Origin of the sequence: Butyrivibrio hungatei DSM 14810, from assembly GCF_900143205.1 — a bacterium.
Taxonomy (GTDB): domain Bacteria; phylum Bacillota; class Clostridia; order Lachnospirales; family Lachnospiraceae; genus Butyrivibrio; species Butyrivibrio hungatei.
The window spans coordinates 206336-227046 of record NZ_FRDH01000005.1; the positions used below are offsets into that span (position 1 = coordinate 206336).

General features: G+C 38.8%; 13 protein-coding genes and 1 tRNA gene. 12 read left to right on the top strand and 2 right to left on the bottom strand.

Going from position 1 to position 20711, the window contains the following annotated elements; all coding sequences use genetic code 11:
- The first annotated feature begins 7 nt into the window (after positions 1-7).
- From BUA02_RS07440 to BUA02_RS07480, 9 genes are all read left to right on the top strand, one after another.
- Positions 8-616 (top strand): regulatory protein RecX, encoded by a 609-nt coding sequence (locus BUA02_RS07440; RefSeq protein ID WP_072702317.1) that lies wholly within the window; start codon positions 8-10, stop codon positions 614-616.
- Positions 617-771: 155 nt separating this feature from the next.
- Positions 772-2316, top strand: coding sequence for a ribonuclease Y (gene rny / locus BUA02_RS07445; protein WP_072702320.1), 1545 nt, complete (start codon positions 772-774; stop codon positions 2314-2316).
- 127 nt (positions 2317-2443) lie between these two features.
- Complete coding sequence (locus BUA02_RS07450) at positions 2444-2815, top strand: metal-dependent transcriptional regulator (protein WP_072702323.1); 372 nt, start codon at positions 2444-2446, stop codon at positions 2813-2815.
- Positions 2816-3127: 312 nt separating this feature from the next.
- Complete coding sequence (locus tag BUA02_RS07455; protein WP_072702325.1) at positions 3128-8254, top strand: InlB B-repeat-containing protein; 5127 nt, start codon at positions 3128-3130, stop codon at positions 8252-8254.
- A 132-nt stretch (positions 8255-8386) separates the two neighbouring features.
- Positions 8387-9895, top strand: a complete 1509-nt coding sequence (locus BUA02_RS07460) for an RsmF rRNA methyltransferase first C-terminal domain-containing protein (RefSeq protein ID WP_083572692.1) — start codon at positions 8387-8389, stop codon at positions 9893-9895.
- Positions 9888-11612, top strand: a complete 1725-nt coding sequence (locus BUA02_RS07465) for an ABC transporter ATP-binding protein (RefSeq protein WP_072702328.1) — start codon at positions 9888-9890, stop codon at positions 11610-11612. The genes BUA02_RS07460 and BUA02_RS07465 overlap by 8 nt, the downstream gene beginning before the upstream one ends.
- A complete protein-coding gene (locus BUA02_RS07470; protein WP_072702331.1) occupies positions 11609-13339 on the top strand; it encodes an ABC transporter ATP-binding protein in 1731 nt (576 codons plus the stop codon). The genes BUA02_RS07465 and BUA02_RS07470 overlap by 4 nt, the downstream gene beginning before the upstream one ends.
- A 99-nt stretch (positions 13340-13438) precedes the next feature.
- Entirely contained in the window at positions 13439-15085 is a 1647-nt protein-coding gene (locus BUA02_RS07475) for a putative manganese-dependent inorganic diphosphatase (protein WP_072702334.1), read from the top strand.
- Between the two features lie 86 nt (positions 15086-15171).
- Complete coding sequence (locus tag BUA02_RS07480) at positions 15172-15474, top strand: hypothetical protein (RefSeq protein WP_071176242.1); 303 nt, start codon at positions 15172-15174, stop codon at positions 15472-15474.
- A gap of 35 nt (positions 15475-15509) precedes the next feature.
- Here BUA02_RS07480 and BUA02_RS07485 read toward each other — a convergent pair.
- Together BUA02_RS07485 and BUA02_RS07490 are read right to left on the bottom strand one after the other, a co-directional pair.
- Positions 15510-15592: transfer RNA gene (locus tag BUA02_RS07485), tRNA-Leu, on the bottom strand.
- A gap of 88 nt (positions 15593-15680) precedes the next feature.
- Positions 15681-16277, bottom strand: coding sequence for an NUDIX hydrolase (locus BUA02_RS07490; RefSeq protein WP_072702339.1), 597 nt, complete (start codon positions 16275-16277; stop codon positions 15681-15683).
- A 189-nt stretch (positions 16278-16466) separates the two neighbouring features.
- Between BUA02_RS07490 and BUA02_RS07495 the strand changes: the two genes are divergently transcribed.
- The 3 genes from BUA02_RS07495 (at position 16467) to BUA02_RS07505 (ending at position 20631) form a co-directional block, all read left to right on the top strand.
- The gene (locus BUA02_RS07495; protein WP_072702342.1) at positions 16467-17552 is read left to right on the top strand and encodes an HD-GYP domain-containing protein; all 1086 of its coding nucleotides are present in this window, start codon (positions 16467-16469) and stop codon (positions 17550-17552) included.
- A 158-nt stretch (positions 17553-17710) separates the two neighbouring features.
- Complete coding sequence (locus tag BUA02_RS07500) at positions 17711-19183, top strand: DUF6937 domain-containing protein (protein WP_072702345.1); 1473 nt, start codon at positions 17711-17713, stop codon at positions 19181-19183.
- Positions 19183-20631 (top strand): glycoside-pentoside-hexuronide (GPH):cation symporter, encoded by a 1449-nt coding sequence (locus BUA02_RS07505; protein ID WP_242946491.1) that lies wholly within the window; start codon positions 19183-19185, stop codon positions 20629-20631. Before BUA02_RS07500 ends, BUA02_RS07505 begins: the two co-directional genes overlap by 1 nt.
- The last annotated feature ends 80 nt before the right edge of the window (positions 20632-20711 follow it).

Genomic DNA, 20711 nt, shown 5'->3' on the forward strand with positions numbered 1-20711 from the left:
TAAGTAGATGATCGTTAGTGATATCCTGGAGCTTGATAAAAAAAGAAGTAAGGTGTTTATAGATGGAGAGTTTGCCTTTGTAATGTATAAGGGCGAATTTCGTGAATATGGCATCAAATTAGAGGCTGAAATATCAGATGAGACATATGAGTCCATTATTTCTGTTCTTCTTCCCAAAAGAGCGACAAAGCGTGCTATGAACCTTCTTCAAAAAAGAGACTATACAGAAGCTAAACTAAGAGAAAAGCTATCTGAAGGCTTATATCCGCAAGAAGCTATAGATGCAGCAATTGAATATGTAAAATCTTATCATTACCTTGATGATGAAAGATATGCCAGGGACTATATTACTTATCATATGCCTACTAAGAGCAAAAATAGGATAGTACAAGACCTAAGTAACAAGGGAATAAAGAAAGATATACTTATTCCAATCTTAGAAGAACTCTATGAAGAGGAGGATTTGGATCCAGAAACATCTCAAATAGAAGCTCTTCTTCAAAAAAAACACTATTCCAAAGATCTTGATTATAAAGAACAGCAGAAAATAATCGCGTTTCTTCTTAGAAGAGGGTTTTCTCTGGACAAAATAAAACGAGTGATAAATTCAAATTGATTTTTTTTTAAGCCCGATTATATGTACATATCTTGACACTATACCTTATAAAAGGTAAAATTTAAGTGTTGTAAAATTGTATAAAAGTGGGCTCTGAGGGGACCTACTATACAAAATATTGTACAATGAAAATTGAATAAGGAGGTGCTCCTGTAATGAACTATGTCATTATTGCAGTAGTAGCAGCTCTTGTCGCTTTTATTGCAGCGTGGATGCTTTCTACGTTACATCACAAGAAGGTATCTGATAGTAAGATTGGAAGTGCTGAAGAAAGGGCAAGAAAAATTATTGACGAAGCACTCAAAAATGCCGAAGAAACAAAGCGTGAGAAACTTCTAGAAGCCAAAGAAGAGGCACTTAAGACACGTAACGAGCTTGAGAAGGAAGTTAAGGATCGTAGAAACGAAGTTCAGCGTAGCGAACGTAGGATTCAGCAGAAAGAGGAAAACGTCGAAAAGAGATCCGAAGCGATCGAGAGAAAAGAGCAGAGTTTAAATGCCCGTGAAGAGGCACTCAGCAAGAAGAGCGAAGAGGTTGCTAAGCTTAATGAACAGAGAATACAGGAACTAGAAAAAATCTCTGGCTTAACCTCCGAGCAGGCAAAAGAGTATCTTTTAAAGATAGTCGAAGATGATGTAAAGCATGAATCAGCTGTCATGATCAAAAACATGGAAGCTGAGGCTAAAGAAGAAGCTGATAAGAGAGCAAAGGAAATCGTTGTTAATGCGATCCAGCGTTGCGCTGCTGATCACGTATCAGAGACTACAATTTCTGTAGTACAGCTTCCTAATGATGAAATGAAGGGTCGTATCATTGGTAGAGAGGGTAGAAATATCAGAACTCTTGAGACAATGACTGGTGTAGATCTTATTATTGATGATACACCAGAGGCGGTAGTTATTTCTGGCTTTGATCCTATACGTAGAGAAGTTGCTCGTATAGCACTTGAGAAACTTATCGTAGACGGTCGTATCCATCCAGCTAGAATAGAAGAGATGGTAGAGAAGGCTCAGAAAGAAGTTGCTGCTAAGATCAAAGAAGAAGGTGAAAATGCTGCGATAGAGGCAGGTGTTCATGGACTTCATCCTGAAGTTATCAAGATTTTAGGACGAATGAAGTTCAGAACAAGTTATGGACAGAATTGTCTTAAGCATTCTGTAGAGGTAGCTCAGCTTTGTGGACTTCTTGCATCAGAGCTTGGACTCGATGTTAGAGTAGCAAAAAGAGCCGGACTTTTACATGATATTGGTAAAGCTGTTGACCATGAACTTGAAGGTTCACATATCCAGCTCGGTGTTGATATCTGTAAGAAGTACAAGGAATCTCAGATTGTAATCAATGCGGTTGAGGCACATCACGGAGATGTTGAACCTCAGTCACTTATAGCAGTTCTTGTTCAGGCTGCAGACACTATTTCTTCTGCAAGACCTGGAGCTCGTAGAGAGACTCTTGAAACTTACACATCTAGATTAAAAGAACTCGAGGATATTACTAATAGCTTTAAGGGTGTTGATCACTCATTTGCTATTCAGGCTGGCCGTGAAGTCAGAGTAATGGTAGTTCCTGAGCAGGTTTCAGATGCAGATATGGTGCTTATGGCTCGTGATATTGCCAAGAAGATCGAGGATGAGATGGAATATCCTGGTCAGATCAAGGTAAACATTATTAGAGAGAGCAGAGCAACTGAATATGCTAAATAATTAAAAAGCTGTCCTTATGGACAGCTTTTTTCTTTTTAAATATTTTTCTCAATTAGATAGAATTACTTGTAAAAAATGATTGCGTGCAATATAATAAAAAATATAATGATGAAAAGGGGTTAGTACTATGCACGAATCTGGTGAAGATTATATCGAAACTATATATCTGTTAAAGAAGCGCAATGGTTCAGTTCGCTCTATAGATGTAGCTAATGAACTTAATTTTTCACGCCCTTCAGTATCAAGAGCTGTAGGAATACTTAAAGATAACGGTCTTATCACTGTAGAAGATGATGGTGAGCTGATTCTTACAGAAGAAGGACTAAAAACTGCTAAACATGTATATGAGAAGCATACTAATCTTACTAAGTTCCTTATGATGACTGCCGGAGTAAATGAGACTATCGCAGAAACTGATGCCTGCAGAATTGAACACATCATAAGTCCTGAGACCTTTAAGGGTATCAAGAAGTATGTGAAAGACCACAAAGAAAATTGAAAATACTTAATAACGTAAGAATATTTAGCCACTTAGCTTTGCTAAGTGGTTTTTTATATATTAGGAAATTCCTCTGGATTTCCTAATATATAAAAAACGCTCCACTATGGATGCACACTCGCGCGTATGGTATTTGTTGCATAAATGCAACCGCGCTCGGCGCGAGCATGTTGCAAGCAACATGCTTTTTCATTAGTTTCTAGAAAATAATCACAATTTTACAAAAAAAGTTTCAAATATGATGATTTGTATGATTGCCTTCTTAGTACAATTTAAAAGGATTTTTTATGAGATTAAAGGGAGGCATAGGGAATGTGCAAAGAAATTAAAAGGTTTTTATCATTCGTACTTGCTTTAGCGCTTATACTTACTACTTTTAGTAGTGATCTTGCAAGCACTAAGGTATATGCGGTTGGATCAGTAGAGGAAATGAATGAGTCTGCTGGTGAAAATGAAGATGGAGATATATTTGAAAGCTTTTCAGAAGTAAATGAGAAAAGCGATGCTGTAGACAATGCAAATGAAGGCGTTGTTACAGAACCTTCTGATGAAAGTGGCGTGGAAGCTACTAATATAATCGCATCAGAAGAGAATACTTCTAATGAAGAAAGCACTGAGGTATCCACAGAAGAAACTTCAGTAGATGCTTCAGTAGATGCAAGCTCAGAGGCATCAAGTGAGGATGCTAGTGCAGTAGCAAGTACTGAGGCTTCAGAAGATGCTGCTACACTTGCTAGTAGCGTAGAAGAGCTTGAATTTGATCAGGATAAAGTGATCGACGGAATCAAGATCTCTCTTTATGCAAAGAAGGGTGTTCTTCCTGCAGATGCTGAGCTTCGTGTAGAGAAGGTTGAGACTTCTTTGGAAGAAAAGATCGAAGATGCAATTGATGCTGAGACAGGTTCTGATGTAAATGTTGAAAAGACATATTCATATGATATCAACATTTATTCTGAGAGCGAGGGTAAAAACGTACAGCCAGAGGATGGAACTGTAAGAGTTACATTCGAACAGGTTCATGAGGCTAGTGACAAGAATCTTTCCCTCGAAGTTTACCATGTAAAAGAAAATGATGGCGAAGTTCAGAATGTAGAAAAGGTTGCTACAGGCAACAAGAATTCTACAGAGACTGAGATCAGTTTTGATGCTGAGCACTTCTCAATCTATACACTTACACTTATTGAATATCATCTGATCTTTGAGAACAAGATAAATACAATTACTATTTCAATGGTAAATGAAAAGGGAGAGAGCATTGGTGAAGATGTATCTCATACAGTTTCACTTGGTTCACTTGATTTTCATGAAACATCTGTTAGCGCTGTTGCACCTTCAATTCCTTGTTACACATTTTCTAAGGCGAAACTTGGTGATAAAGAATTTGATCTTATCAAATTAAAAGATGGTAAAGTACTTGCTCGTATTGATGGATTCTGGTCAGATGAAAAAGTTGGTGAAATAAAGGCTGATAGTAAAGTTACTTTTATCTATAAAGAATCAGTTTATAAGACATACGACCATCTTGATCTTGGCTTTACGGATGAGGAGTTCAAACTTTATAAGAACGATCCATCTACTAAGATATATGCCATTGTTAATGGTAAAAAATTAAAAATGGGCATAACTGGTCCTGACGGCGGTTATGATGAAGAGCTTGGAACATACGAATATAGACTTGATCTTGGAGTAAATGGCGCTCCAGAATCAGTTAAATCAACAGATACAATCGTATTTGAAGTTGAGTATAAGGGACAGACATATCGCTATAGTCCTACATCTCTTGAAAATGCTAAGGCTTATGAGAGCTGCTACTATGCCCACAGATATATCCAGGACGTTTTTGGATTTGACTATTACTATAACTTTACAGATCAGTTTGTAGTAGTTGGAAATCTTATTTACAACAAGAATGATGGTTCTGCAACAAAGCCTGTAGCTGACAAGCAGGAGGAAGCACATGCTGCATCATTTACGTTTATCGTAAAAGATATTGAGGATACTGGACTTGGAACATATGAAGGACATACATTCCTTGGCTGGGCTGAGAGTGCTGATGCTAAGGTCCCTCAGTTCAAGGCTGGAGATTCAATTGTAGTTGAAAAGAATGGAAGAAAAGAGCTCTATGCAATCTGGGGCGATGAAGATGTTTATGTTCCAGTATATGCCACAGATGGATCTGGAAAAGCTGTTGTAAATCCTCAGTTCAAGTCAATTCTTGGACTTGAGTATGTACAGTGGGATTCCTATTACCCAGTAGGTGTTATCAAACTTCCTGCTTCATTTTTTGAAGGAAAGACATCTCCATACATCACTTCAGAGGATGACCTTAATGCAGTATTAGATGCTGTTAAGGCTATCGATAAGAGCTGCCTTAAAGATGGAGGCGTTGGTAACGCAAATAATACAGTTGCTGAAAATCTTAAATATGTGCAGAGAGATATAGGTAAAGATTCAAATTCTAAGTTCACAGCACTTTTTGATTACACATATAGTCCTTCTATAAGCCACCCAGATGGCGGAAGCTTCAAGTACCATCTTGATCTTAGATTTACTACTAATGATGTATCATTTAAGGGTCTTTATTATGTAGGTGAAAAACATATTGAAACTAAGGATCTTGGAGAAAGCACTTCATATCTGTCAGGAGCTCCTTTAACCTACAAGGATGCATCGGATGTTGTATCAGCTTATTCAAACGGCTATAAGCTTGAAGATATTTATACAGATGAAGCTTGCACACAGAAGTTTAATGGACTTGAGGCTATTTCAGCTAATATGACTCTTTATGCTAAGTTTACTAAGTCAGAGAGAGAGAGCCTTGCCTTCTTTATCATTAAGGATTCTTATGCAGGTGTACCAAATGCTGGACCACAGGATTCAAAGTACTATTATCCAGAAAGTGGTAAATATGATTGGAAAGGTTCAGCCAAGAACTTTGATCTTTTGACACCTACATATACAGGTTCAAATGGTTATGTTTCTATCTATAATTGGGAAAATGGTATCAACCAGGAGTACACAGGTTGGGCATATGATACTGGTGTTAAGGACAAGATCAACGCTTATGTAAGCAGCACATTTGGTTCTAACTTCTCAGAAAGCGATGTAGTTTGGTACGTATATAAGAGACAGTCAGGTGGTTCTAGACATATTGATGGATATGTAGCAGCTAACGTTACATACAATGCAAATAATGGCGGAACAACTGCTGATGGTAAGACAGAAATTGCTGGTAATAAGGTTAGATTTGGAACAACAACAGACGTACTTGCCAACATGTTTACCAATTCAAATTCTAATTTCGTTGGCTGGAATACAAAGGCTGATGGAACAGGAACATGGTATGGAACAACATACAATAACAAGACAATAAAGGTAAATGATAAGATTGTTCTTTATGCTCAGTGGAACAAGGAAGTAACATTCAAGGCGAACTTCATCGTTCAGGGTGAAGATGGTTCTTTCTACACAGATGGAGCACCTAACTATATCATGCAGAAAGAGTTCACAATCAAGCTGAAGGATGGCGAAACAAAGAGTGTTACTCCAGAAGTATATAAAAATAGTAATCCTTCAAAGATCTCAAGTTACCTTATACCTGCAATAGGCGGCGTTAAGATGATGTTTGATAGAAACATCGTTGATGAGCAGGGTGTTACTTATACAGTTGCTCCAGAAGAGGTTGCTGGTAACTGGTCAGGAACAGTAAGCGAAGATGGTGAGCAGTTAGTACTTAATATCTACTACTTGCGTGATGATTTTAGTACTGACGTAGTTGTTACATCATTAGACGAGGAATGGTTCTATGATGGAACAGCTCATGAGTATGACAAGGAAGAGAAGTTCACTTACACAAGTTCATCTAAAAACATTGAGGTAACTGATGTTACACTTGCATCTAATAAAGTAACAAATGTAAGTGACAATAAGCTTGGTAACAATGAGATAACAGCCCTTAAGATCAAGAATACTGAAACTGGTAAGGAATATTCATTAACAGTTAAGGATGGCAAGGTTGTAACAGGCGGCAATGCAGCAACAAAGGTAACTGTTGTAAACGGATCTCTTAAGATCAAGCCTAGAACAGTAACACTTACATCTAAGACTCTTACAAAGGAATTTGATCTCAAGGCTCTTACAGCTGATGAGAGAGTAGAGGCTGGCGAGACAGATGCAAAAGACATCACAGCAACAGCATTTAACGCTGAAACAGGTGAAGGATTTGTTTCTGGCGAAGGAATCGATGCTTCTAAGACAGTATTTACTGGAAGCAGAGTAGAAGTTGGTGGTACAGGTGAAGGTGAGAACGAATTTACTTATGTTCTTTCTTCAGGTCTTTTAAAAGAAACAAAGGCTGAGAACTACACTATTGCAACTGAGTTTGGTGATCTTGTAGTAACAGATAGAGAAGAGAAATTTGTTATCAAGGTTCGCCTTGGTGCTGAAGGAAATGGTGGCGATACAGTACTTCCTTATAACGGAAGTTCGCAGCATGCTGACCTTACAGTTCATGTATATGTTGATGCTGAGAGTTCATCAGGTCTTGAGGATCTTGTAAATAGACTTAACTCACTTTTATCAAATGTAACTAGCATTGGTACTCTTGTAGTTCATGCAGAGGAGAGTGAACCTGAAACTCCTGCAGGCAAGAAGGTAGATGCCGAAAAAGTTAAAGTCAATGGCGTAGAAGTTACTGTAGATAACCTCTATGTATCAGGCGGAGAAGGAACTGACGTAGGTAAATATCCTGTTGTTCTTAATTCAGATAATATGACTGTTGGTGCTGTTATCGATGGTAAAGAGATTGACCTTAGCAAGCAGGTTAGAATCGAAGTTGAGAACAATATCACAAAAGTTACAGAAGAAGAGCAGGTTACAGAAGATCTTAACCCATCAGAAGTAGTTATCGGTAACCTTATTGTAGAAAAGAGAAATGTAACCCTTACATCTGCTTCTGCTAGAAAGCAGCAGGATGGAAATCCTCTTACAAACAGCACTGTTACAGTTTCTGGTGATGGATTTGCAAATGGTGAAGCTGGTCAGGAAGGTGCAATTTACAATGTAACTGGTTCAATTTCCAGTGAAGGAAGCACTCCTAACACATTCACATATACACTTCAGGAAAATACTAAGGCAGAGAACTACAACATTACTACAGTATTTGGTACTCTTGAGATCTACACTGTTGGCGGAGAGGACAATCCTCCTGCAGAAGGTGGCACAGTAACAACAGCTGCTCCAGCTGCAGCTCCTGCAGGTGCAGTACTTGGTGCTAGAAGAGATCCTGCTGCAAATGGTCAGGCAGTACTTGGTGCTAGACGTGCTAGAACTGAAGATGCTACAAATAATACAGGTAGATTTGTCGTAATCCTTATTGCTGCTGGTCTTGCTTCATGCATGACATTAGTTGGCAGAAAAAAGAAGGAAGAAAAAGAGTAATATCAAACTTAAACAGGTACGTTTAACATAAAAGAACTGGTGCTTTGCACCAGTTCTTTTTATTTATCCTCGTTATTTGTGATTTTTGATAAAAACTGATAGTATAACCATAGACTATTGGAGGATAAGATATTGTTACCTGAAAAGTTTAAAGAACGCATGAGGGCGTACCTTTCAGAAAAAGAGTATGAGGAATTTATCTCATCTTTTGATACTGATGAAAGATATCAGGCTCTTAGGATAAATGAATTAAAAAGCGATGTTTTAAGCGCAAAAGAGATGCTTTCTTACCTTGGAAATAATGTTCCATGGGAGAAAACAGCTTTTTATTATAATGAAGATCCAGCAAATATGGTAACTCCAGGAAAGCACCCCTATCATGAGGCGGGGCTTTATTACATTCAGGAGCCAAGCGCTATGTCGCCGGTGTGCTTTCTCGATCCAAAGCCTGGAGATAAGGTTCTTGATCTGTGTGCAGCTCCTGGAGGTAAGACAACTCAGATCGCTTCTAAGATGAAGGGACAGGGCATTCTTATAACCAATGAAATAAACAGGGACAGGGCGCGAATTCTTTCTCTAAACGTGGAGAGAATGGGAATCAGTAATGCTCTTGTAACTAATGAGGATTCAGCAAAGCTTGCCTCAGTATTTGAAGGCTATTTTGACAAGATATTAGTAGATGCACCATGCTCCGGTGAAGGAATGTTTAGGAAAAATGACAATGCAGCAGATGAATGGAGCATGGAGAACGTTAAGACCTGTGCCTTAAGACAGGAAGAAATATTAGACAATGCAGCCAAGATGCTTCTTCCAGGAGGAAGACTTGTGTATTCAACTTGCACCTTTGCTGCTGATGAAAATGAAGAGAGCATACTAAAGTTTCTGTTTGCTCATCCTGATTATCATGTAGTCAAGGTGGATGCCTTTGATGGCATGGATCCGGGAAGGGCTGAACTTATTAGCCCTGAGCTTAGAGCATCATTAGAAGCTAAAGATAAAGCTCTTTTTGAAAAGAGCTTTGATCAGGTCAAGTATTCTATAAGGCTGTGGCCTCATAAACTTAAAGGTGAGGGCCATTTTTTGTGCGTGCTTGAAAGAGATGGAGAGCTTTTAAAAGATTCATCTTTTGTGCCAGGTGGACGAAATATTCCTGCTAAGCCTGAATGTATCAAGCCATTTGAGACTTTTGTTATGGAGAGCTTAAAGTTTGATAAAAAGACCTTTGAACTTAAGAGAGGAAATATATATTGCAGACTTGAAAGCGGGCAGGAACTTAAGGGCATTATATTTATGTTTGGAGATCAGATGTACCTTGCTCCAGGCGAAATGCCTTCTGTAATGGGACTTAAATGTATGCGCCCGGGTCTTCACCTTGGAACTCTCAAAAAAGACAGATTTGAGCCCTCGCATGCGCTAGCTCTTTTCCTAAAAAAGGAAGATGTGAATATAGCCTTTGATCACGACGCAGACTCTGATGATATCAAAGCTTATCTTAATGGACAGACCATAAGAGCTGAGCTTTCAGGACAAAAGGGCTGGGCACTTGTTACAGTATCAGGCCTTAGTATTGGTTGGGCCAAGGCTGCAGGTGGTATGCTTAAGAATCATTATCCCAAGGGACTTAGAATAAATTATGCGTAAATTACTGGTATTTTTAAAAGATTATAAGAAAGAGACAATATTAGGACCTTTATTTAAGCTTCTTGAAGCGTCCTTTGAACTCATGGTTCCTCTTGTTATCGCAGCAATGATAAATGACGGTATCAAGACTGGCAACAAAGAATATATTATTAAGATGAGCATTATTCTGGTGCTTTTATGTCTTGTTGGCTTTATAAGTGCAGTTACTGCCCAGTTCTTTGCAGCTAAAGCAGCAACAGGCTTTGCCAAGAAGGTAAAAAGAGCTCTTTTTGATAATATTCAAAAGCTTTCTTATACAGATATGGATCAGATCGGCACTTCAGCCATGATCACCAGAATGACAACTGATGTAAATCAGGTTCAGCAGGGCGTTAACATGACCATAAGACTACTTCTTAGGTCTCCTTTTGTTGTTTTGGGAGCCATGGTCATGGCCTTTACTATTGATTCAAGGCTCGCACTTATTTTCCTTGTTACAATAGTTCTTTTATCTGTTGTAGTGGCACTTATCATGGGATGGAGCATTCCAAGATATGGCAAGATTCAGGCTGGACTTGATACAGTTCTTAGACTTACCAGAGAAAATCATAGCGGCGTTCGTGTTATCAGGGCTTTTGGCCTTGAGGACAGGGAAGTAAAGAACTTTAATAAGCAAAATAATGCCCTTATGAATCTTCAAAAATTCGTAGGAGGCGTATCGGCTCTCATGAATCCTCTTACTTTTGGTATTCTTAATCTTGCTGTAGCTTTTCTTATCTACAAGGGAGCAATTGTTGTTAATTCAGGAGATCTTTCTCAAGGTGATATGGTAGCTCTTTATGACTATATGTCTCAGATACTTGTAGAGCTTATCAAGTTTGCCAATCTGATTCTTACAATTACCAAGGCAATCGCATCTGGAAACAGAGTGCAAGAGCTTCTTGAACTTAAGTCTTCAATGGAAGATGGCTCAACAGATAGCTTTGAAAAAACCAGCGAGCATGTTGTATTTAAGAATGTATCTATGAGATATGCAGGAGATAGCGAAGATTCTCTTGAAAATGTAGATCTTGTAGTTAATAGAGGTGAAAAGATTGGAGTTATCGGTGGTACTGGTAGCGGTAAATCTACATTCATAAATCTTATCCCCAGATTTTATGATGCAAGGGAAGGCGTTGTTTTATTTGATGGCAAGGATGTTAGGCAGTACAAGCTTGATGCCCTTAGGGATAAGATAGGAATCGTCCCTCAGAAGGCAGTTCTTTTCCATGGAACCATCAGAGACAACATCAAATGGGGCAAGAAGGATGCCACAGATGAAGAGATTTATGAAGCTTTATCTATAGCTCAGGCAAAAGAGATCGTGGATGGCAAGGAAGGTGGCCTTGACTTTGTAGTTGCTCAGGGCGGTAAAAACTTCTCTGGTGGTCAGAAGCAGAGACTTACTATTGCCAGAGCTCTTGTAAGAAAGCCTGAAGTTTTGATACTTGATGATAGTGCTTCAGCTCTTGACTATATGACTGACAAGAATTTGCGAGAAGCTATAGCCAATATGCCTGATCCACCAACGACCTTTATTGTATCTCAGAGAACATCCGCAGTTTCTACTTGTGACAAGATCGTGGTACTTGATAACGGCAAAGTTGTTGGCATTGGAAAGCATGACGAGCTTTTGAATAGCTGCGACCTTTATAGGGAAATCTATGATTCTCAGTTCAAGAAGGAGGGAGCAGTATGAAAAAAGGAACACTTAAAAAGGTATTAAGATATGCATCAAGATACAGATTTCTTATATTTGTATCCTTGTTTCTTTCAATAGTTACAGCTCTTTTGACACTTTATGTGCCTATTCTTGTTGGTGATGCTATTGACTGCATAGTTGATACAGGCAAGGTAGATATGGCAAGGATTGTTAAGATCCTGTATCAGGTAGTGTTTGTGGTTCTTGCAATAGCTCTTTTCCAGTGGATCATGAACATCGCAAACAATAAGATCACCTTCCAGGTTGTAAGAGACGTAAGGGAGGATGCCTTCAAGAGACTTCAGCATCTTCCTTTTGAATACCTTGATTCCAAGCAGACTGGCGAGATAGTAAGCAGAGTTATCTCTGATGTTGATCTTTTTTCTGATGGACTACTTATGGGCTTTACACAGCTCTTTACTGGAGTTGTAACTATAGTAGCTACTCTTATCATCATGTTTATGAAAAACTATAAGATAGCGCTGGTTGTAGTTTTCCTTACACCACTGTCACTTCTTGTGGCTAAGTTCATTGCTACCAGGTCCTTTAATTATTTTAAGAGCCAAAGCGAGGCCAGGGCTGATCAGACAGCCTTTGTTGATGAGATGATAGGAAATCTCTCAGTAGTTAAGGCTTTTGCCCACGAAGATGAGAATATGGAAGTGTTTGATGATATTAATGACAGACTTGAAAGGACAAGCATCAAGGCTACATTTATTTCATCACTTACTAATCCAGGAACCAGATTTATCAACAACTTGGTTTATGCTGCAGTTGCTTTATTTGGCGCTTTTGCATGTATGGCTGGAACCATGACTATTGGCGGACTTGTCGTATTTCTTAGATATGCCAATCAGTATACCAAGCCATTTAATGAGATTACAGGCGTGGTTACAGAGCTTCAGAATTCACTTGTATGTGCTGAGAGAGTTTTTGCTCTTATTGAGGAAAAAGAAGAGATCCCTGAAGATAAGGATGCACCAGAAAGCTTTGAGCCTGAAGGTGTTGTAGACTTTGAAAATGTAGCATTTTCATATGATAAGTCTAAAAAGCTTATTGAAGACCTTGACCTTGATATCAAGAAAGGTCAGAGAGTAGCTATTGTTGGACCAACAGGAAGTGGTAAGACTACACTTATAAATCTTCTTATGCGATTCTATGACGTAGATGAGGGCTCGATTAAGATTGATGGCTATGATCTTAGAAAGCTGAAAAGACGTGATATCAGAGACAACTTTGGTATGGTCCTTCAGGAAACATGGCTTCGAAATGGAACTATAAGAGATAATATCACTCTTGGAAGAGAAGGATTTACTGATGAAGAGATCATTGAAGCAGCTAAGGCTTCTCATGCTCACAGCTTTATCAAGAGACTTCCAAATGGCTATGATACAGTTATTTCTGAAAATGGTGGTAATCTATCTCAAGGACAGAAGCAGCTCCTTTGTATTACAAGAGTAATGCTGAGCATTCCTCCGATGCTGATACTTGATGAAGCTACGTCATCAATTGATACAAGCACTGAGATACGTATTCAGAAAGCCTTTAACAGGATGATGAAAGGTCGAACAAGCTTTATTGTAGCTCACAGACTCTCAACTATAAGGGAAGCTGATGTAATTCTTGTTATGAAGGATGGACATATTATTGAAAAGGGAAATCATGAGGACTTGCTAGCTAAGCAGGGATTTTATTATAATCTTTATAACAGTCAGTTTGCATGATAAAATATGTTTTTTAAAAGTATAGCAAATATTCACTAAAATGCGTTAATATGAAATAAGGATGGTGGGTTACAGACTTATTCGTTTTAGGAGATATATATGAACAAGCAGAACAGACCGGTTATAGTAATGGGACATAAGAATCCTGATACAGATTCAATCTGTGCAGCTATAACTTACGCTAACTTAAAAAGAAAGATTACAGGCGACGAGTACATTGCCTGCAGAGCTGGACATCTTAACGAGGAGACACAGTTTGTTTTGTCTCACTTTGGAGTTGAAGTTCCTTGCTATGTTAAGGATGTTAGAACACAGGTTAGGGACATGGAAATCAAACAGCTTGAGGGTACAGAAAGAAATCTTTCTCTCAAGAATGCATGGGCCAAGATGAGAGATAATGAGGTTGTAACTCTTTGCGTAACTGAAGATGAAGAACTCCAGGGCATTGTTACAACTAATGATATCGTTGAGACATACATGGATGTTATCGATCCAAAGATCCTTTCTGAGGCAGGTACCTGCTACAGAAATATCGTAGAAACCCTTGATGGCGAGCTTATTGTGGGTGAGATCGATGACGTTTTAAAGAAGGGTAAGGTTGTTATTGCGGCAGCTAACCCTGATATGATGGAGAATGTTATTGAGGAAGGCGACGTAGTAATCCTTGGTAATAGATATGACATGCAGTTGTGTGCTATTGAGATGAACGCAGGCTGTATCATAGTCTGTGAAGGTGCTGATGTAGCCAAGACTATTCAGATCCAGGCAAAAGAGCACGGAACCAAGATCATCACAACACCTCATGATACCTTTATTGTGGCAAGACTTATAAACCAGTCAATGCCAATTGAATATGTAATGAAAAAGAATAATCTTGTAAGCTTCCACATGGATGATTACATTGAGGATATTCAGGAAGTAATGGCTCAGATGAGACATAGATATTTCCCTGTTCTTGACAAGAATGATCATTATATTGGTATGATCAGCCGAAGAAATTTCCTGGGTGCCAAGAAAAAGCAACTTATCCTAGTGGACCACAATGAAAAGAATCAGGCAGTAAATGGTGCTGATACAGCTGAGATCCTTGAGATCATCGATCATCATAGACTTCGTACCATTGAAACTGCAGGACCTGTATTTTTCAGAAATCAGCCACTTGGCTCAACATGTACCATCATCTATCTGATGTACAAGGAATATCAGGTTGAGATTGACAAGACTATTGCTGGACTTCTAATGGCTGCTATTTTATCAGATACTCTTATGTTCAAGTCACCTACCTGCACACTTATAGACAAGCAGGCAGGAGAAGAGCTAGCTAGGATCGCTGGCGTTGATTATGAGTCTTTTGCAAAAGAGATGTTCCATGCCGGATCAAATTTAAGTGGCAAGACAGCTACTGAGATCCTTCATCAGGACTTCAAGAAGTTTACTGTTGATGATCTTACTATCGGAATTGGCCAGATCAATTCCATGAGTGCTGAAGAGCTGACTGAGATCAAAGAAAAGATTATGCCTGAGCTTAGCAAGGTATCATCAGATGACGGACTTGATATGTTGTTCTTTATGCTTACAAATATCATTGATGAATCTTCTGAGGTTATCTTTACTGGAGCCAAGGCACAGCATACATTAGGAAGTGCATTTGGAGTTACTCCAAAGGACGACAGCGCAATCCTTCCAGGAGTGGTATCCCGTAAGAAGCAGTTACTTCCTAACATTGTTGAAGCTATACAAAGCTAAGATAGGAAATCTTTGATTTCCGTGATCGAAGCTTGTTCTGTCGAGCGAAGCGAGAGCAGAACTACCTTGAAAAATGGGAGGGGACTATGGACGAATTACGTATGCGACTTTTACATGAGATTATGGGTGTATATGGTCCAAATCAGGGCCAATCTATTGGCGCTGTCATTATTCCTGCTTTTCTTGGAGATTTTAAGAAGGTCTTAGAGAAAACAGACTCCTTTGATGAGGTGTCAGAAGAGTATATGACAGAGGATAAGCGGATTCATTTAGTCCTATATGGAAGAAAAGAGCTTGGACACAAGAGCTCTAACTTTGTTGTCACTGGATGCGACTTTAATGATAAGAGTCTTTTTGGTGCCTACGAAGATATGAATATAAAAATGTAAAGAAAAAGCCTGATCGAAAGATCAGGCTTTTATAGTGCCGGCAGTGGGACTTGAACCCACACGTGGTTACCCACAACAGATTTTGAGTCTGCATCGTCTGCCATTCCGACATGCCGGCTTATAAAAGCTGTATCCCATGAGGAATACAGCTTTATTAGTTTAGCATAGGAGCTAATTATATTCAAGGAGTTTTTAAACAGATTTATTTACATCTTGTTCTTGTAAAGATAGTAAGCAAGCACATGAAGAGATTGCTTGAAGTCACCGCCATAGATTCTAGATAGAAGTTCTTTTTCTGAAATAGTCTCGATGTTAAGGAATTCAGTATCATCAAGGTCCTGACCGCAGATTTTTTTGCAAGCTGTAGCGCAGTAGATGTGAACGTTACTATTTGATAATGTGGCATTTGCTGGGATTGTGAGAAGGTGAGCCCAGTTATCAGATATATATCCGGTTTCTTCTTTGAGTTCTCTTTTGGCAGCTTCAAAGGCGTCATCTTCAGTAGCGATTATGTTTTTGCTTGTTATGTATGGAACGTCGCTTTTTTCTTTGTATTCGATGGCTCCAGCTGGAAATTCAGTTGTGATTTCATCAATACCATGTCTGTACTGCTTGACGCAGATATACTGTCCCCTTTCATCTGTGGCTACGATGAGAGAGAAGCTGTGCTTGGAATAGTTATATACAGGACCAATCACGGAGTCGTTAGGGAGCTTGTATTCATTTCTTCTAAAGTCAATCCATTCGTCCTGAACTACGTGTTCTTCTTTTATCAGTTTCCAGGTTAGGGCATTGTTTTGCATCTATACTACCTCTGCTTATTCGTTTTTATTTATGATGATACTCCAAGTAAGGATATTGCTACAAGATTAAATTATTTTGAAAAATTCTTTCTGTAATGATAATAGTTTCTATTTGATAAATAGTAACATATAATGAGTTATGGTATAATGACTATGCTATATTTATAAATATTACGGTGGGCGGCGTGTATGAAACTAATATCTGTTGATAAACTTGAACCGGGGCTTGTTGTTTCTGAAAACATCTATACTATTGATGACAGACTTGTTCTTCCTAAAGGAACTGTCCTTTCTGACAAGGATATAGCAAGGATCAGATCTCATTCACTTTACAATATCTTTGTAGAAAATGAAAAAAAGCCTGTTCCTGTGGAAGCTCCACATAAGCCGGCTGTCGCTTTATCTTATGCAGAAAAGCTCAGAAATTCTGAAGAATTCATCAAATTCAAACAGCATATCGAAGAAAATGCTAAGGAACTTGAAGAGTCATTTAAGATGATCGCAAATGGCACTATGGCTCTTGATGTTGATAAGCTTACAGAACCTGTTTATCACCTATTTGTAGAAGCCGGTGGAACAGCGGGTGTCTTTGACATGCTTCACAATCTCCGCGACAACAGTGATGCAGTTTATATGCACAGCCTTAACGTTTCACTTATCTGTAATACAATTGCTAACTGGATGAAACTTCCAGAGGAAAAGGTTCAGCTTGCTACAGCAGCTGGTCTTTTACACGATATTGGTAAGGTGCTCCTTCCACAGGATCTTCTGGACAAGAGTACACCATATACCGAGTATGAATCCAGACTGTTAAAAGAGCATGTGGTAAAGGGATATGAGCTTGTAAAGGATAAGGATATTGATCAGCACATCAAAAATAGTGTCATCATGCATCACGAGTTCCGTGATGGATCAGGATATCCATTCCATATAAAGGGCGACCAGATTGACGAGATTGCCAGCATTGTAACTGTTGCCAATATCTATGACGAGCTTACCAGCAAGAGAAAGTTCAGAGCACCTCTTTGTCCGTTTGAAGTTATCGGCCAGTTTGAGAAGGAAGGGTTTGAGAAGTTTGACGCAGATGTTATCATGACTTTTCTTACCAACATATCCAATACGTTCATTGCAAATCGCGTTATGCTCAATAACGGGAAGACTGGCGATATTATCTTTATAAATGCGGAACATTTATCCAGACCGGTTGTAAAATGCGGAGGCGAATACATCGATCTGGGATCAGAGAATAATCTATCTATCGTGGCAGTTATCTAAGGAAATTTGCACAAATATTGGAAACGAAAATTGTAAAAAACGTTTCTTGTTAATTAAACCCTAGTATCATATTATTGTTATAAGGAAACCAGATAAAATAAATCCGTTTCCTTATAAGTTGTTTATGTTAGCTGGCTATACCAGCAGAATGGGTGATCATGACAGAGAAATCAAAACAGATTTTCGGAAACAAGATTAGTGACAAAGATTATCACAGTGCCATCAAATCCAAGAATAGTTATATCAGGAAATATGGCGATGATTCCGGCGTGGATTATGGCGTACAGGTTACAGACAATAACGTCATCGGACCTATACTGGGAGTGAAGAACATTGAAGTTTCTACTAAACCTTCTGAGGGTAAAATAGATACTGAAAAAGGGATTATAGTAGGAAACATCAGAATGGGGTTTGGTCATTACCGTATATCCATGGCTATGGCTTCATATGCGCATCATCTTGGACTTACTCCTTATTGGATGGATCTTAATTCTTTTAAGGAGACTACATGTACCAAGGTTATTGGAGCTCAGAATGATCTTTATTCTCTTGGATCAAGACTTTCCAAAAATCCAATTTTTAATAAGTTCGTTTGGGAACCTATGAACTACGAAGGATTCAGAGCTCTTTCATATAATGCAAAGGACCAGAAAAATGCTGAGCTTATGGCTCCTGTTTACAAAAATGTCCCAAAGGATATTCCGGTTGTTGCAACTCATGCATGGCCTGCGCAGGCAGCTGTTCATGCAGGAATGAAGTATGTAGTCAATGCGATTCCTGATAACTGGCCAATGGCCCTTCATTTATCTGAGGGCAGTGTGCATACTATACAGTGCAGAAATGCTTATATGGGCTATAGAGTGTTAAATGGCATGGATAAAAAGAAGGTTTGTAAGCCTATGCCAAAGCAGTCACTTGTATACACTGGCCATTACATTGATTATGAACTTGTCAGCAATATAGATAATGACTGCGAAGCTAGAAGGATCAGAAATAGAAAAGGAAAGCCAATCCGTTTCCTTTTGACTATTGGCGGAGCAGGTGCTCAGAAAGAGATTTTTGCTGAGATCATAAAGCATCTGATACCAGCTATCAAATCTGGTATTGCAGCTCTTTATGTAAATGTTGGTGATTATAGAAATGTCTGGGATGAGCTTTGCAAAGAAATTCCAGATATGAATGCCTTAAAGACAGAGCATATGGACAATTGGGAAGATACAGTTTCTTTTGCTGAGAAATCTCTTGATCCTGAGCTTGAAATAGAGGGAATCCACGGATTCTATCATAAGAATATTTTTGAAGCAGTTTATGCAACTAATCTCTTGATGAGAAGCTGCGATGTACTTGTTACAAAGCCTAGTGAACTTGCCTTTTATCCTGTTCCTAAGCTGTTTATTAAACGAGTTGGTAAACACGAGATGTGGGGGGCAATCCATTCAGCTGAGATCGGCGATGGAACACTTGAGTGCAGAGATATACCACATATTTTGCAGATGATAGACCAGTTTATTCAGACAGATCTTGTTTGCGAGATGTGCGACAACATTGTACTTAATAAGAATATGGGCATCTATGATGGAGCCAAAAAAGTAATTGAGCTTGCGATGAAGCTTAAGGAGGAAGATAAGTGATGGAAGAGAAGATCAGTTTATCAGGGGCAGCAAAAGCTTCCTATGGACTAGGCGCAGTTGGTAAGGACATGGTATACATGCTCTCAGCGTCTTATGTTCTGTATTATTATCAGGATATTTTGGGCGTCAGTGCAGCTGCCATGGGAGTTATCCTTATGATTGCCAGAGTCTTTGATGCTTTTAATGATCCTATCATGGGCGCAATTGTTGCCAAGACAAAGACTAAATGGGGCAAGTTTCGTCCCTGGCTTTTGATTGGAACTATTACAAATGCAATCGTGTTGTTCCTAATGTTTTCTGCACCTCCAGCACTTAATGGTCAGGGGCTTGTAACATATGCAGCTGTTACATATATCTTATGGGGTGTTACTTACACAATGATGGATATCCCATATTGGTCAATGATCCCTGCATTTACAGAAGGCGGCAAAGAGAGAGAAGGACTTACAACTCTTGCCAGATCATGTGCAGGTGTTGGATCAGCTATTATCACCATCATTACTGTAATGACCGTATCAGCGCTTGGACATGCCTTTGGTGGAGCTAATATTACCGATAGAGAAGTTGAGAGACTTGGTTTTTCATACTTTTCAATTATCATAGCTGTTTTATTTGTTCTCTTTACTGTTATCTGTTGCATTTTTGTAAAAGAGAAATCAACAGTAGATATGAAGACAGCATCTATTGGAGAGATGTTCAAGGCTCTTATCCAGAACGATCAGGCTATGGCAGTAGTAGTGGCTATCGTTGTTGTTAACTGCTCAATCTACATCACATCTAACCTTGTTATCTACTTCTTTAAGTATGATTTTGGTGGAACAGGCTGGAGAGGTGATTACACACTGTTTTCAACATTTGGAGGCGGAATTCAGATCCTTTCAATGATGATTCTTTATCCACTCCTTAGAAAAATGTTTACGTCTATCAACATTTATTACATCAGTATGGGCATGGCAATCTGTGGCTATATTTCACTTCTTGTTCTTGCTTCTACATCAATGAATAACGTATTCCTTTTGTTCATTCCTGGATTCTTTATCTTTGCAGCAAATGGAATGCTCTCAGTTATTACAACAGTATTTCTTGCTAATACTGTAGATTACGGTGATCTCAAGAATAACCGCAGAGATGAGTCAGTTATCTTCTCAATGCAGACATTTGTTGTTAAGCTTGCATCTGGTATTTCAGCTTTTTTAGCTGCCATCTCACTTCAGATCCTTGCTTTATCAAATGATACTGCAGAGACAGCAAAAGAGATCGATTACTCAATGGGTGTTTCGCTTGCCCAGAAGATGGGACTTAGAATGGCAATGACTATCGTACCTATAATCGGACTTGTTTTTGCAATATTCTGGTTTAAAAATAAGTATTTCTTAACTGATGAAAAGCTTCAGGAGATCTCAGTTACTCTTGTGCAGAGAAAGACAGAAGAATTGTCTAAGAATTAATAGGTGCCTTGCATCTTATGAGGATATATAAAAAACATCGTTTGCTTCGATTTTTCGGGGCATACGGTGTTTTTTATGCT